Source organism: Massilia aurea (assembly GCF_040790145.1).
Lineage (GTDB): Bacteria > Pseudomonadota > Gammaproteobacteria > Burkholderiales > Burkholderiaceae_D > Telluria > Telluria aurea_C.
The window spans coordinates 92,079-107,480 of record NZ_JBFMMP010000014.1; the positions used below are offsets into that span (position 1 = coordinate 92,079).

Consider the following 15,402-nt stretch of genomic DNA (forward strand, 5'->3'; position numbering starts at 1 on the left):
GCGCGATGACAACGATGTTGCGGGCACGTCGATGCCGCGTGCTCATGGCCGGCACGGCGCCCGGGGGGCGGGGCGGGGTCGCCAGTGCGGTAGCGGCGCTGCGCGCGGCTGGCCTGTTCGAGCGCGAGGGGGTGGTGTTCATCGCCACCCACGTCGATGGCAGCGGACGTGTCAAGCTGGGCTGCGCGCTGCGCGGCGTGTGGCAGGCGGCGGTGCTGTGCATGGGGCGGCGTCCAGCGATTGTCCATGTGCACGCGTCGTCCGGCGCCAGCTTCGTGCGCAAGTCGCTGGTGCTGGCGCTGGGGCGCTTGACGGGCGCGCGCACCGTGTTTCACCTGCATGGCGGTGCGTTCGACCGGTTCGCCACGGGGCGGGCCAGCCCGCTGCTGCAGCGCTGGATCCGGCACACGCTCGAGGCGAGCAGTTGCGTGATCGCGCTCTCGCCCGGCTGGGCCGTGTTTGTGCGGGCGTTCGCGCCACTGGCACGGGTGGAGGTCGTACCCAATGCGGTGCCGGTGCCGGTGCCGATGCCAGACATGGCATGGACCGGCGCCGGCGCAGCACCGCGCATCCTGTTTCTCGGCCGCGTGCATCCGGCCAAGGGTGTCGGCGAATTGCTGGACGCGTGCGCGCTGCTGGCGCCGCGTTACCCGCAACTGCGCCTGGTGCTGGCCGGCGAGGGCGAGCTGGACTGGGCGCGCCGGCGTGCCGCTGCGCGCGGGATTGGCGGGCAGGTCGACCTGCCGGGCTGGCTCGACGCGGCCGCATGCACACGGCAACTGGCGTGCGCCTCGGTGTTCTGCCTGCCTTCGTGGGCCGAGGGCGTGCCGATGGCCATGCTCGAAGCGATGGCTGCCGGGCGCCCGGTGGTGGTCAGCGCGGTGGGCGGGATGCTCGACGTGATTCGCGACGGCGTCGACGGCGTACTGGTGCCGCCACGCGACGCGATGGCGCTGGCGGCGGGTCTCGAACGGGTGTTGTGCGATCCGGCGTTCGGGGCCAGTCTGGCGCAGGGCGCGCGCGCCAGGATTGAAATGGATTATTCGATGGACCAGATGTGCCGGCGGCTCGCTGCGATCTATGCACGGCTGGCGGCGAATCGCTGATGGCTGATGGCCATGGCCATGGGCATGGGCCAAGGGGCAAACGGTTGACGGAGCGGAGTTCAGCATGAAGGAAGCGCGATGAACGGATCAAACATGGTGTGGCTGGTGAACCGGATGCGCTGCATGTCGGTGGCCGAGATGGGGTATCGGGTGCAGCAGGCGACCGCGATCCGGCTGGGGCGGGGCATGGCGGGCCGCGCCCGTCTGGCGCTGGCGCGGGCGGCGCCGCCATCGGTGCCGACGCTGGCGTTGGATGTGCGCGGCGCGCCCGAGCTCGATGCACGCGAGATCGAGGCCTTGCTGCTCGACGCCGAACGCATCTGCGCCGGCCACGTCGTCCTGTTCGCCGATGGCCGCTTCGACGTGGGCGTGCCCACCGCCTGGAACCGCGATCCCGACACCGGCGTGACCGCGCCGGCCGTGTACCGCGGCGACATCGCGATCGCCGACCGCGAACTGGTGGGCGACATCAAGCATGTCTGGGAGCTGAACCGGCACCTGCACCTCGTGCGCCTGGCCCAGGCCTGGTCGCTCACGCGCGACGAGCGCTGGATGTCCGCCCTTGCACAAAACCTGCGCAGCTGGCTCGAACAGTGTCCACCGCTGACCGGTCCCAACTGGACCAGCTCGATGGAGCTCGGTATCCGGCTCATCAACTGGAGCCTGATCTGGCAATTGATCGGCGGCGACCGCAGCGCGATGTTCGAAGGCGACGCCGGGCGCCGCCTGCGCGCCGACTGGCTCGGCAGCATCCATGCGCACTGCCGCACGATCGCGCGCCATCTGTCGCGCCATTCGTCGGCCAACAACCACCTGATCGGCGAACTGGCCGGCCTGTACATGGGCGCCGTTACCTGGCCATGCTGGAAAGAGTCGCGCGACTGGCAAGCGCTGGCGCAGGCCGAGCTCGAAATCGAGGCCCAGGCGCAATTTTCGCGCGATGGCGTCAACCGCGAGCAAGCGTTTGGCTACCATCTGTTCGTGTGCGAATTCCTGTTCGTGGCAGGCTTGCTGGCCCAGACAGGCGGCCATGGGCTGCAACCGTTTTCGCGCGCCTACTGGGCGGGTCTGCAGCGCGCGCTGCGCTTTTTGCGCTCGGTGCGCGACGTCGGCGGCCATGTGCCGGCCGTGGGCGACGCCGACGACGGCTGCGTGTTTCGCCTGGCCGTGTCAAGCATGGACCGCGCCGCGCAGTTGCTGGCGCTGGGCGAGACCGTGTTCGGCGGCCATGCCGACAGTCACCCGGGCGTACGCTGGCTCCTGCATACGCTGCCGGGCGTGCGGCCCGACTGCGATCCGCACGAGGTCGATACCGGCTGGGCATTCCCCGATGGCGGCTACCTGCTGTTCGGCCATCGCTTTGGCGAAGCGGACGAGATCAAGGGATTGCTCGACTGCGGTCCGCTGGGCTACCTGGGCATTGCCGCCCACGGCCACGCCGATGCGCTGGCGCTGGCGCTATCGGTGGCGGGCGAGCCGTGCCTGGTCGATCCCGGCACCTATTCGTACGGGCAAGATGACAAATGGCGCGATTACTTCCGCGGCACCTCCAGCCACAACACCGTGCGCATCGACGGCCTGGACCAGTCGGTATCGGGCGGGCGCTTCATGTGGTTGCGCAAGGCAGTGGCCAGCATCGAGCGCATGCCGGCCTCGCCCCACGAATTCGATTTCCGCGGCTCGCACGATGGGTACGCGCGCCTGTCCGATCCGGTGCGTCATGTGCGCAGTGTCCGCTTCGAGGGCGCCAGCAACACCCTGACCGTGCGCGACGAAGTGTCGGCCAGGAAGCCGCACAAGGTCGAACTATTTTGGCATTTCGCGCCCGGGCTGGACGTGCGCCTGACGAGTAACGGCCTGGCCGTGCGCGGGCGCCGCTTCGTGCTGCAGATGCAGGCCAGCGGTGAAGATCTGCACCTTGAACTGGTGCGCGGCGCCGAGAATCCGCCGCTTGGCTGGTATTCGGCAACGTACCAGTCCAAGGTGCCATGCGAGGTGCTGCGTATCTCGACCGTATCGTCCGCCGTGCCGGTCGAATGCAGGTTTACCATCACATTGATCGATGATAAATAGTTAAGCCCGAGAATCGTTCCATGCTGCTTTATCTGGTCGCCGGCGCCCGCCCGAACTTCATGAAGATTGCACCGATCGTGCGCGCCCTGCGCGCCGACGGTCGGGTTGCCTTCAAGCTCGTGCACACAGGCCAGCACAGTGACCGCACCATGAACGACGTGTTCTTCGATGAGCTCGGCATCCCGCCGCCGGACATGACACTGGACGCTGCCGACGCCGGTAGCGCGTGCAGCGCCACCCATGCCGGACAAACCGCCAGGATCATGGTTGGCTTCGAGACGTTGTGCCTGCGCGAGCGCCCCGACGCCGTGCTGGTCGTCGGCGATGTCAATTCAACGCTGGCCTGCGCCATCGCCGCCAAAAAGCTCGGCATTCCCGTGGCCCATGTCGAAGCTGGCCTGCGCAGCGGCGACATGTCGATGCCGGAAGAAATCAACCGCCTCGTCACCGACAGCATCAGCGACTGGTTTTTCGTCACCGAGCCGGCCGCGCTCGAGCATCTGCGGCGCGAAGGCAAGCTTGACGCGTCCGTGCATTACGTCGGCCACGTGATGGTCGACAATGTATTGCACCAGGTGGCGCAATTGTCGCCCGCCACGGGCGGCGGCGAGGCAGGCCGATTCAAGGCGCGCCACGGAGCAGGGCGCTACGGTGTCGTCACGCTGCACCGACCATCCAATGTCGACGTCCCCGCCACCTTTGCCCGCATCGCCGGTGCACTCCGTACGCTCGCGCGCGAGCTGCCGCTGGTGTTTCCGGTCCACCCCCGTACGCGTGCCAATATCGCCGCATTCGGCATTGACCTGGGCGAGCATATTGCATTGACCGCGCCGCAGGGCTATATGGCGTTTCTCGATCTGTGGAAGGATGCCGCGCTGGTGCTCACCGACAGCGGCGGGCTGCAAGAAGAAACGACGGCCCTGGGCGTGCCCTGCATCACGCTGCGCGAGAACACCGAGCGGCCAGTCACGATCGACGAGGGCTCGAACGTGCTGGCCGGCACCGACCCGGCCGCCATCCTGCACGAGGCGCGCAAGATCCTGGCCGGCCGGGGCAAGCGGGGCCGCCGTCCGCATCTGTGGGACGGCCACGCCGCCGGCCGCATCGTCGCCATCCTGGCGCGGGAGCTGGCGTGACGAAAAAAGCGACCGGCAATATTTTCGTGAACACGCGCGCGCACATCAGCCTGATGGGTTGTAAAATAGATAATCTTTCGTTGCAACAGACGCTGGACACGATCGCCGGCTTTGTCCGCACCGGCCAGCCGCACCAGCATGTGGCGGTCAATGTGGACAAACTGGTCAAGGCCAGCCGCGATCCGGAACTGCGTCGCATCATCAACGCATGCGACCTTGTCAGCGCCGATGGCATGCCGGTGGTGTGGGCGTCGCGCCTGCTGGGGCGGCCATTGAAGGAGCGGGTGGCCGGCATCGACCTGTTCGACGCACTGATGGAGCGCGCCGCGAGCGAGGGCTGGCGCGTGTTTCTGCTGGGCGCACGCGAAGATATCGTGCGCAGGGTCGCACAGATGTATTCTAGTCATCATCCGCGCCTGATCGTTGCCGGTGTGCGCAACGGTTACTGGCAGGGCGATGACGAAGCGGCGCAGGTGGCGCGCGAGATTCGCGCCAGCCGGGCCGACCTGCTGTTCGTGGCGATCTCGTCGCCGCAGAAAGAACAGTTTCTCGGCAAATACCTGGCCGAGATGGGGGTGCCGTTCGCGATGGGTGTCGGCGGCTCGTTCGACGTGGCGGCCGGCCATATCAAGCGGGCGCCGCAGTGGATGCGCAGGTCAGGACTGGAATGGTTCTACCGGTTTTTGCAAGAGCCGCGCCGCATGGCGCGGCGCTACTTTATCGACGACGTGGCCTTTCTCTGGCTTTTCGTCAAAGAAGTGGTGAACAATGTAAAAATGGCAAATAATAGGAAAGTGGTAAAAAGCAAGAACGTAAAAAAAAGCGGGAAATAAGGCGGTTGCACACAGTAATTCATCACAGAAAACGAAGGCAGAGAGCAAACACATGAAGATTCTCGTTACTGGCGGCATTGGCTACATCGGTTCGCATACCGTCGTCGAACTGCAAAGCGCAGGCCACGACGTGGTGGTGCTCGACAACTTGTCCAATGCCCAATTGTCGGTACGCGACCGGGTGCAGCGCATCAGCGGCAAGCCGTTCGCCTTTGTCAACGCGGACATCCGCGATCGCGCGGCGATGGAAGCGGCGTTTGCCGAGCACAAGCCAGAGGCAGTCATTCACTTCGCGGGCCTGAAGGCGGTCGGCGAGTCGGTGGCCGAGCCGCTGCGCTACTACGACAACAATGTCTCGGGCAGCGTCGTGCTGTTTGAAACGATGGCCAAATTCGATTGCAAGTCGCTCGTGTTCTCGTCGTCGGCCACGGTGTATGGCGATCCGGCCTCGGTGCCGATCCGCGAAGACTTCCCGCTGTCGGCCACCAACCCGTATGGCCGCAGCAAGCTGATGATCGAAGAGATCCTGCAAGACCTGGCCAGGGCCCAGCCCGACTGGCGCATTGCGCTGCTGCGCTACTTCAATCCGGTGGGCGCGCACGAGAGCGGCCTGATCGGTGAAGAGCCGAGCGGCATTCCCAACAACCTGGTGCCTTACATTGCCCAGGTCGCCAATGGCCAGCGCGAAAAGCTGTCGGTCTTCGGCGGCGACTACAACACGCCGGACGGCACCGGCCAGCGCGATTACATCCACGTCGTCGACCTGGCCATCGGCCACGTAAAGACCCTCGATCGCCTGGGCAAGGGTCCGGGCATCGTCGCTTACAACCTCGGCACCGGTCGGGGCAACAGCGTCCTGGAAATGATTCGCGCCTTCGAGGCGGCCAGCGGCCGCACCGTCGCCTACCAGATCGTTGACCGTCGCCCCGGCGACGTGGCGAAATGCTATGCCGACCCGGCCAAGGCACGTGAAGAACTCGGCTGGACGGCCGAACGTGATGTCGCTCAAATGTGCGCCGATGTATGGCGCTATCAAACCACTGCCAAATAAGGAACATCGAATGAAAGCAATGATTCTCGCCGCAGGCAAAGGGACGCGCGTGCGTCCGCTCACCTACGACCTGCCAAAACCGATGATCCCGCTGCTGGGCAGGCCCGTGATGGCATACCTGGTGGATCACCTCAAGAAACATGGCGTGTCCGAAATCATGGTCAACGTCAGCTGGCTGCATGAGAAAATCGAAGAATACTTCGGCGAAGGCGAACAGTTCGGCGTCCAGATCGGTTACTCGTTCGAGGGTTACACGAAGGATGATGGCGAAGTCGTGCCGATGCCGATCGGCTCGGCCGGCGGCATGAAGAAAATCCAGGAGTTCGGCGGCTTCTTCGACGACACCACCGTCGTGCTGTGCGGCGATGCGCTGATCGACCTCGACCTGAAAGCGGCTCTGATGGAACACCGTCGCAAGGGCGCGATGGCCACCGTCATCACCAAGGAAGTGCCATGGGACAAAGTCTCGTCGTACGGCGTGGTCGTGACCGATGCAGACGGCCGCATCCAGGAATTCCAGGAAAAACCGTCCGAGGCCGATGCCAAGTCGAACTTCATTTCCACCGGCATCTATATCTTTGAGCCTGAAGTCATCGACCTGATTCCATCAGGCGTCTCGTTCGACATCGGCTCGGAACTGTTCCCGCTGCTGGCCGAGCGTGGCCTGCCGTTCTATGCCCAGGGCCGGCCATTCAACTGGCTCGACATCGGCACCATGAGCGACTACTGGGAAGTGCTGCAGACCGTGCTGACCGGCGAAGTGAACCACATGGACGTGCCGGGCATCCAGATCAAGCCGGGCGTCTGGGTGGGCCTGAACACCAGCATCGACTGGGAAGGCACGACGATCGAGGGCCCGGTGTATATCGGCTCCGGCTGCAAAGTCGAGGCCGGTACCCGCATCGTGGGCCCGACCTGGATCGGTCACGGCAGCCACATCTGCGAGGGCGCCGAGGTCGTGCGTAGCGTACTGTTCGAGTACACCCGGGTGTTGCATGATGTAACATTAAATGAAATGATTGTCTTTAAGGAATACAGTGTCGACCGAAAAGGCGAAATGAAGCACGCTTCCGAGTATTCTTCCGAAGAGTGGCTCAATGCGCGCGACCGTCGTCGTTCGCGCCGCAAGGACACCACGGACACCAACGAGTTACAGAAAGAGAAAGTCAGCGCATGAAGATCTATCCAGTCATCCTCTCCGGCGGCGCCGGGACCCGCTTGTGGCCACTGTCGCGCGCCGTCCTGCCGAAGCAGTTACTGCCACTGGTTGCCGACAAAACCATGTTGCAAGACACTGCATTGCGTGTGACGAACTGGCCGGGTTTGATGGCGCCACTGGTGGTGTGCGGCAATGATCATCGCTTCATGGTGGCTGAGCAGTTGCGCGAAGTGGGCATCACGCCGCTCGGCATCCTGCTCGAGCCAGTCGGCCGCAATACGGCGCCGGCAGTGGCCGCTGCTGCGCACCATCTGCAGCAAATCGACCCGGAAGCCATCATGCTGGTGCTGCCGGCCGACCACGTGATCGAGAATGCCCCGGCATTCCGTGAAGCGGTCGAGCGCGCCACCCGCCTGGTCGCGGCCGGCAAGCTGGCCACGTTCGGCATCGTGCCAAAAACCCCGGAGACCGGCTATGGCTACATCCGCCGCGGCGAGCCGGTGGCCGATTGCAGCGATTGCTACAACGTGGCGCGCTTCGTCGAGAAACCAGATGCCGCCACGGCCGAAGGCTTCGTTGCCGAAGGCACGTATTACTGGAATAGCGGCATGTTCATGTTCGGCGCCGCGCGCTACCTGCAAGAGCTCGAAGAGCACGCGCCGGCAATCGCCGCCGCCGCCAGCCAGGCAATGCACGCCGCCTACCGCGACCTCGACTTTTGCCGTCTCGACGAAACCGCCTTCTCGGCATGCCCGTCCGATTCGATCGACTACGCGGTCATGGAACACACGCGCGACGCGGCGGTCGTGCCGGCCGACATCGGCTGGAACGACGTCGGTTCATGGTCAGCCCTGTGGGAAACGCAGCCGAAGGATGTCAACGGCAATGCCCAGCGCGGCGATGTGTACCTCGATGGCGTGAAGAACTCGCTGGTGCGCGCCGAAAGCCGCATCGTGGCCGTGGTCGGCCTGGAAGACATCGTCGTGGTGGAAACCCAGGATGCGGTGCTGGTCACCAGCAAGAGCCAGGTGCAGCGCGTCAAGCAGGTGGTCGAGCACCTGAAGTCGAAAGAGCGCACCGAGCACTTGCACCACACCAAGGTGTACCGTCCGTGGGGCCACTACGAAGGCATCGATGCGGGCGACCGTTTCCAGGTCAAGCGCATCACGGTCAAGCCGGGCGAGAAGCTGTCGCTGCAGATGCACCATCACCGCGCCGAGCATTGGGTCGTGGTGTCGGGCACGGCGCGCGTGACGTGCGGCGATACGGTCAGCCTTCTGTCCGAAAACGAATCGACGTACATCCCGATCGGCATGAACCACCGTCTGGAAAATCCGGGCAAACTGCCGCTGCACATCATTGAAGTGCAGTCGGGCAGCTACCTCGGCGAGGACGATATCGTCCGCTTCGAAGACATCTACAAGCGGGCGTAACAGCCGCGCTGGATGCAGAACAAATGCCGTCTTGTACGGCATTTTTTTTCGGCAATGTAACTGCGGCTACGGTGTGAAGGGCCCGCCGCACGTGGCCTACAATGCCTTCTCGAGTCTCGGCGAGGGGGCATCATGAAAGCGAACGTTGCGGCGGTCGTTGCGGCCGCCATCCTGGCTAGTCTGGCAGCACCGGCAACGGCGCAAGATGCGCCGTTGCTCGACCAGGTTCTGTACGGCCAGCTCGAACGCTGGCTCGGGGCCGGCCCTCTGTCCCTCGACAATCTCTATACGCGGCAGGCAGGCGACGATTCGCTCGACTTTCACGCGGCTGTCGACGGGCGCGGCAGCAGTTTTACGCTCATGAGCGTCAGCGACAGTGCCGGCGCCAGCTGGATCGTCGGCGGCTACAACCCGCAAAGCTGGTTTTCCAACGACGGCTGGCACGTCACCGAACGCGACTGGCAACGCACCGGCTTCATTTTCAACTACAGCGATCCAGCCGTGTATCGCCAGGTTCCCACCAGCCACATCCTGCCCAGCCAGGGGTCGCGCCAGACCTATAACTGGTTCGACCATGGCCCCACGTTCGGCGCCGGCCCTGACCTGTTTGTCGATGACCTTCTGACTACCTCGATTTCGTGGCAACTGACCTACGGCGACCCCGACTTCGAAGGCCGCAGCATCATCGACGGCACCTATGGCGGGCAATTCATGCGCATTAACGCGCTTGAAATCTATGCAGTCGCGCCGATTCCCGAACCCCGCGCCTGGGCCATGTTCCTCAGCGGCCTTGGCATGCTGGGCTGGGCCGCGCTGCGACGACGATCTTCCTGAGCAGGCATTTCCAGATTGTGTTGTATGCATGTTGAAGATTGGTTCTTTCGGACCAATGCTGCGTCATCATGTTGTCAATTTGCGCATTTACTATGAATTTGTTAATGAATGCCGCAAGCATGTCTTGCATGACAACCAACAGGGAATCCATGACCACCTTTGCATCCTTCATGCCACGGCGTACGCTGCTGGCGACCTTGATCGCGGGCTTTGCCGCGACGGCCTGGGCCGCCCCGGGCAACGTCGTGATCAGCCAGTTGTACGCCCACTCGAATAACGGTGGCGGCCAGTGGAGCCACGACTTCGTCGAGCTGTTCAACCGCAGCGCTTCGCCGGTCAATCTGGATGGCATGAGTCTGCAATACCAGTCCGCAACCGGCACCGCCTGGGGTTCGGTGACGCGGCTGCCGGCCGTGGAACTGCAGCCGGGTCAGTATTTCCTGATGGTGGGCCGTACCGGCACCAACGCCGGCAGCGCGTCGGTGGGCGCGGGCGACATCACCAGCAGCGGCTTCGACATGGCCGCCGGCGGTGGCAAGGTGGCACTGTCAAGCAGCGTGAATCAGATGCCGGCGGGTGCGGGCACGAACCTGGTCGACCTCGTGGGCTTCGGCAGCGCCAACCACGCTGAAGGCGCACCGGCGCCGGCGCCGTCCACGGTCAACTCGATCCAGCGCGCCGCGCTCGGTTGCCAGGACACCGACAACAACCGCGATGACTTTGCCGCCGCCCCGGTGGCCGGCCCGCGCAGCATGGGTTCAGCCATCCAGTCGTGCGGCGGTCCGATCGTCCAGCCGATCGTGCTGACCTGCCCGGCGGCGCTCCAGGTCGCACAGGGCAGCAGCTCGTCGGCCATCCTGTCGGCCATCGATGGCGACAGCATCGTCAACAGCGCCAGCATCATCGCCGGCGCACGTCCCGGCATCAGCCTGATCGACTTCGCAGCGGCCGGCGCCGTGGGCGGGCGCGCCGAAGCGCGCCTGGTCGTCGCCGATACCCTGGCCGCCGGCAGCTATCCGGTCCAGGTCCAGTTCGGCAATGCCGAGGGCGACGTCGACACCTGCACCGTCGCCGTCAATGTCGCTGGCGAACTGCGCATTCCGGCGATCCAGGGTTCCGGCCCGACCAGCCCGTATGCCAACACGATCCAGTCCACGCAGGGCGTGATTACGGCCAAGGTCGGCAACGGCTTCTTCATCCAGGATGCTGCGGGCGATGGCGACCCCTCGACGTCGGACGGCCTGTATGTTTTCGGCACGCCGACCGATGCGCCGATCGGCGAGCTGGTGCGCGTGACGGGCACGATTGTCGAATACCGCCCGACCGGCGCCGCCCGCACCTACACCGAGTTCACCAACGTCACCGGCGTCGAGCGCCTGGGCGCGGGTCCGGCCGTCACCCCGACCAATATCGTGTTGCCGAACGCCGACCTGGCCAGCGTCGAAGGCATGCTGGTGCGCTTCACCTCGCCGCTGACCGTGAATGGCAATCGCAACCTGGGCGACCGGGGCGAACTAATCCTGGCCAATGGCCGCCGCGAAAATCCGACCAATCGCTTCCCGTTCGGCTCGCCTGAAGCAGCGGCGCTGTACCAGGAGCACCTGGCCAACCAGATCGTGCTGGACGACGGCATTTTTGTCGCGCCGGCCGTGATTCCGTACCTGGCCGACGACGGCACCGTGCGCGTCGGCGACACCGTCACCGACCTGACGGGCGTGATCGACTATGGCGCGCTGGGCGGTGGCGGTGCCGGCTTCAAGCTGCAGCCGACAGTCGCCCCGACCTTCGCCCGCAGCAACGAGCGCACCCCGGCGCCGACGCTGCCGGCCGGCGTCAAGGTCGCCAGCGCGAACGTGCTCAATTTCTTCACCACCTTCACCGACGGCCGCGACGCCTGGGGCCGCACGGGGCAGGGCTGCGCCATCGGCAACTCGACATCGGCCGGCGAATGCCGCGGTGCGAACAACGAGGCCGAATTCATCCGCCAGCGCGACAAGATCGTCGCGTCGCTCGCCGCGCTTGACGCCGATGTGGTGGGCCTGATGGAAATCCAGAACAACCGCGACATCGCGGTGGGCTACCTGGTCGAGCAGCTCAACGCCGCCACGGCGCCGGGCAAGTATGCCGTCGTGCCGCAGCCAGCCTCGCTGGGGACCGATGCGATCCGCGTGGCGATGATCTACAAGCCGTCGGTCGTGTCGCTGGCGGGCGGCGCGCTGTCGGACGGCAACGCGGTCAACAACCGTCCGCCGATGGCCCAGACCTTCATGGCCAGCAATGGCGGCGGCAAATTCTCGGTGATCGTGAACCACCTGAAATCCAAGGGCGGCTGCAGCGGCGCCGGCGCTGGCGATACCGATCCGGGCAATGGCGCAGGTTGCTGGGACCGTACCCGCACCGAGCAGGCCCAGCGCTTGACCTCGTTCTTCATCCCGCAAGTGGTGGCGGCGGCGGGCGACCCCGACGTGCTGGTCATCGGCGACCTGAACGCCTACGCGTTCGAAAGCCCGATCAACCACCTGACCGGCGTGGCCGGCATGGTCAACCTGCTCGAACGCTTCGTGCGGCCGAACGCGATGCCGTACTCGTACGTGTTCGACGGCCTGTCAGGCTACCTCGACCACGCGCTGGCAAGCAGCTCTCTGGCGGGCCAGGTGGCGGGCGCCGCCGAATGGCACAGCAATGCGGATGAGCCGGAAACCATCGATTACAACCTGGGCGATACCGCGCAAGATCCGTATCGCAACAACGCCTACCGCGCGTCGGACCACGATCCGCTGGTGGTGAGCCTGAACCTGACGCCGGCCTTCAGCGACGTCACGTCCGCCGTGAACGTCGACGTGGGCGGCTTTACCATCAACCGGGTCACTGGCAAATACAGCGGCAAGGTCACTGTCACCAACACGAGCGCCACGTTGCTCACCGGGGGGCTGCACTTCGTCATGCAGGGCTTGCCAGCCGGCGTTTCGCTCGACAACAGCAGTGGCATGCGTGGCGGCGCGCCGTATCTGACGCTGCCGCAGGCGAGCATCGCACCGGGCGCCAGCGTGACCTTCACGACCACGTTCACCAACAGCGCCAAACGGTCCATCACCTACACCCCGCAGCTGGTCTCCGGCGCGCTTTAACAGGAAATATCATGCACAACCTTTACGCTCTGTTCCTTCGCGCCTTGCTGGCGTTCTCGATTGCGGTTGGCGCACCGGCCGCGCTGGCCGGCCCGCTGTATCGGGTCTCGCTCGACACGACGTCGTTTGCCGGTAGCACCGGCTTTCTCGACCTGGGCTTCAACGGTGGTGGCGACATGGGCCAGTCCACGGCGCGTGTGAGCAACTTCAGCGGTAGTTTCCTGGGCGATGCGACGCATGTCGGCGATGCCAGTGGCGACGTGGCCACTGGCGCGCTGCTGGGCAATAGCACCGGAGAGAATTTCTTCACCCAGGCGGTGACTTTCGGCGGGCTGTTCTCGTTTGACGTTGCTTTTGACCTCGGCGACGAGTTGTTCGGCACGCTGTTCAGCGTCGCGCTGCTCAACGACACGTTCGACGCCTACCTCGGCGCCGACGCCGAGCTGTTCACGATCGACCTCATTGCGGGTACCGCGGATGCGGTTACCGTGAACGCGCCGGGGCTGGTGCAAGTAGCCCAGGTCGCCGAAGTGCCGGAACCAGGCGAGTGGCTGCTGCTGGCCACCGGCCTGCTGCTGATCGGCGCCACCCGTCGCCTGCAGCAGCGCGGCTGAGCCTCGCGATTGCAGCCAATAAGGCGCAGCGACCGACAGGGCGCTGCGCCTTATTTATTCTTTAAATATCTAAATACATTAAACAAATTGTATTTATAAACATCGAAGGCTTGGGGCATAGTCATCGTATTGTCGCGCAGACATTACATATGCCACCATGCCAGTCCAGATTCTCGTGGTCGATCCCGACCCCGCCGTCCAGCAACTACTGCGACTCAACTTCGGCAGCGCCGGCTATCTGGTCGACTGTTATCCGGATGCCGAAGCGGCGCTGGTGCGCCTGGCGCGCGGCTTGCCGGACCTGGTGCTGATCGAGTGGGACTTGCCGGGCCAGAGCGGCGAGACGCTCGTGCGCCGGCTGCGCGCTCACGCGCGCACGCGTGGACTGGGTCTGATCATGCTGACGGCGCGCAGCGCCGAGGCCGACAAGGTGCTGGCGCTGGAATCGGGCGCCGACGATTACGTCACCAAGCCGTTCAGCCCGCGCGAATTGCTGGCGCGCACGCAGTCGGTGTTGCGGCGCCTGGCGCCGGCCGGCGCCGCCGAGATGCGGGACGGCGGTCTGCACCTCGATCCGGACACGCTGCAAGTGAGCGCCGGTGGCCGCCCGATCATGCTCGGGCCCATCGAATTTCGCCTGCTGGCATTTTTGATGCGCCATCCCGAGCGCGTGCATTCGCGGCCGCAATTGCTCGACCGGGTATGGGGCCGGCATGCGGTGCTCGATGAGCGCACCGTCGACACCCACGTCGGGCGCCTGCGCCAGGCGCTGGGCCCGGACGGGCAGGGCGAGCGCATCCAGACGGTGCGCGGCGCCGGCTACCGCTTCGCGGCTGGGCTACCCACCCTGGCGGACGCGGCATGACCATCCTCGACAAGCGCGAGCAGGAATATCTGCTGCGCACCATCGAGTCGGGTGTCGGCCTGACTGAGCGGCGCCAGCTGTTCTTGTGGACCCAGGGCGCCTTTCAGGCGCTGCTGCCGCACGAGATCATGCTGTGCGTGCAACTCGATGCGGCGGGCACGATCGACCATGTCGAGTGCCTGCACCGCACCGTGCTCGACCGCGCTGCGCTGGCGGCGCTCAAGGCCCGGGTGGCGCCGGCGCTGGTGGCGCGCTGGCAGGCTGGGTGCGCCGCGCCCATCGTGGTCGATGCGAACGACGTTGCCCTGCGCGCGGCGGGTGTGGAACATGGGCTCGTACATGGGCTCGTACATGGGCTCGTGCATGGCAACGCGGGGCGGGGCGCGATCGGCACCGTGTTCGCGCTGCTGGGCATGCCGTCACGGCCCGACACGCGCCAGGCGTATTTTCTGCAATTGCTGCTGCCCTACCTGCATCTTGGATTGCTGCGTATGCCGATCGCTGCCGCCAGCGGGAATGAGGCGCTCAGCACGCCGGTGCGTCCGCTGAGCGGACGTGAACTGGCGGTGCTCGATGGGGTGCGGGCCGGGCGCAGCAATGACGAAGTCGCGCGCCAGCTCGGTATCAGCGCGCTCACCGTGAAGAACCATCTGCAGCGCAGCTACAGGGTGCTCGGCGTGGCGAACCGGGCCCATGCCGTGGCGCGCTGCCTGGCGCTGCGCCTGCTCTAACCGATCACGCCGGATCAGGTCAGTGGCTGGCCGGCGTCGCGCTCGCTGCGGCGTGCGGCGTCGATGCGCCAGGCTTCGGCATTGCCGTCGATGATGCGCAGGCTGGCGCAGCCTTCGGGTGCACAATCCGGGGCCGGCATGCTGGCCGTGGCCAGGCTGGGGGCTACGGCCACGGGGGCGGTGACGGGTGTCGTCGCGGTCGGCGCTGGCGCCGCCATCGTGGTCGTCGCCAGGGAAAGCGCTGGGTCGATGTTGTACTGGCCACCGCAGGCGCCGAGGGCGCTGGCGAGGCAGAGTGCGGGAAGAATGCGAAGTCGCGGCATGGAAGAACTCGATAAAGCGGTCAGTAACGCGCCGATTGTAGCGAGAAAATTTTTCCGTAGGCCAACAAAATGCGATTTGTGAACACGAAATATTAAGTTCTTGGAAAGCGAAATCG

The 15,402-nt window shown here is 65.2% G+C and carries 13 protein-coding genes; 12 read left to right on the forward strand and 1 reads right to left on the reverse strand.

The window, feature by feature from the left end; translation table 11 throughout:
• The first annotated feature begins 5 nt into the window (after window positions 1-5).
• The 12 genes from AB2N08_RS17910 (at window position 6) to AB2N08_RS17965 (ending at window position 14,963) form a co-directional block, all read left to right on the forward strand.
• Window positions 6-1,106 (forward strand): glycosyltransferase family 4 protein, encoded by a 1,101-nt coding sequence (locus AB2N08_RS17910; RefSeq protein ID WP_367612246.1) that lies wholly within the window; start codon window positions 6-8, stop codon window positions 1,104-1,106.
• A gap of 78 nt (window positions 1,107-1,184) precedes the next feature.
• The gene (locus tag AB2N08_RS17915; protein ID WP_367612247.1) at window positions 1,185-3,179 is read left to right on the forward strand and encodes a heparinase II/III family protein; all 1,995 of its coding nucleotides are present in this window, start codon (window positions 1,185-1,187) and stop codon (window positions 3,177-3,179) included.
• 20 nt (window positions 3,180-3,199) lie between these two features.
• Entirely contained in the window at window positions 3,200-4,315 is a 1,116-nt protein-coding gene (wecB, locus tag AB2N08_RS17920) for a non-hydrolyzing UDP-N-acetylglucosamine 2-epimerase (RefSeq protein ID WP_367612248.1), read from the forward strand.
• Window positions 4,312-5,148 carry a WecB/TagA/CpsF family glycosyltransferase gene (locus AB2N08_RS17925; protein WP_367612249.1) on the forward strand — a complete coding sequence of 279 codons (837 nt, stop codon included), beginning with the start codon at window positions 4,312-4,314 and terminating at the stop codon, window positions 5,146-5,148. The genes wecB and AB2N08_RS17925 overlap by 4 nt, the downstream gene beginning before the upstream one ends.
• A gap of 52 nt (window positions 5,149-5,200) precedes the next feature.
• Window positions 5,201-6,199 carry a UDP-glucose 4-epimerase GalE gene (gene galE, locus AB2N08_RS17930; protein ID WP_367612250.1) on the forward strand — a complete coding sequence of 333 codons (999 nt, stop codon included), beginning with the start codon at window positions 5,201-5,203 and terminating at the stop codon, window positions 6,197-6,199.
• Between the two features lie 10 nt (window positions 6,200-6,209).
• Window positions 6,210-7,376: a sugar phosphate nucleotidyltransferase gene (locus tag AB2N08_RS17935; RefSeq protein WP_367612251.1), complete on the forward strand. Its 1,167-nt coding sequence runs from the start codon at window positions 6,210-6,212 to the stop codon at window positions 7,374-7,376.
• On the forward strand, window positions 7,373-8,791 hold the full coding sequence (locus AB2N08_RS17940) for a mannose-1-phosphate guanylyltransferase/mannose-6-phosphate isomerase (RefSeq protein WP_367612252.1): 1,419 nt from the start codon (window positions 7,373-7,375) through the stop codon (window positions 8,789-8,791). Before AB2N08_RS17935 ends, AB2N08_RS17940 begins: the two co-directional genes overlap by 4 nt.
• Window positions 8,792-8,923: 132 nt before the next feature.
• Window positions 8,924-9,625, forward strand: a complete 702-nt coding sequence (locus AB2N08_RS17945; RefSeq protein WP_367612253.1) for a PEP_CTERM-anchored TLD domain-containing protein — start codon at window positions 8,924-8,926, stop codon at window positions 9,623-9,625.
• Between the two features lie 149 nt (window positions 9,626-9,774).
• A complete protein-coding gene (locus tag AB2N08_RS17950; protein WP_367612254.1) occupies window positions 9,775-12,753 on the forward strand; it encodes an ExeM/NucH family extracellular endonuclease in 2,979 nt (992 codons plus the stop codon).
• Window positions 12,754-12,764: 11 nt separating this feature from the next.
• A complete protein-coding gene (locus tag AB2N08_RS17955) occupies window positions 12,765-13,367 on the forward strand; it encodes an NF038129 family PEP-CTERM protein (RefSeq protein WP_367612255.1) in 603 nt (200 codons plus the stop codon).
• A gap of 157 nt (window positions 13,368-13,524) precedes the next feature.
• The gene (locus tag AB2N08_RS17960) at window positions 13,525-14,232 is read left to right on the forward strand and encodes a winged helix-turn-helix domain-containing protein (RefSeq protein ID WP_367612256.1); all 708 of its coding nucleotides are present in this window, start codon (window positions 13,525-13,527) and stop codon (window positions 14,230-14,232) included.
• Window positions 14,229-14,963 carry a LuxR C-terminal-related transcriptional regulator gene (locus AB2N08_RS17965; protein WP_367612257.1) on the forward strand — a complete coding sequence of 245 codons (735 nt, stop codon included), beginning with the start codon at window positions 14,229-14,231 and terminating at the stop codon, window positions 14,961-14,963. The genes AB2N08_RS17960 and AB2N08_RS17965 overlap by 4 nt, the downstream gene beginning before the upstream one ends.
• Window positions 14,964-14,977: 14 nt before the next feature.
• Here AB2N08_RS17965 and AB2N08_RS17970 read toward each other — a convergent pair whose 3' ends face one another.
• On the reverse strand, window positions 14,978-15,286 hold the full coding sequence (locus AB2N08_RS17970; protein WP_367612258.1) for a hypothetical protein: 309 nt from the start codon (window positions 15,284-15,286) through the stop codon (window positions 14,978-14,980).
• Window positions 15,287-15,402 lie beyond the last annotated feature (116 nt).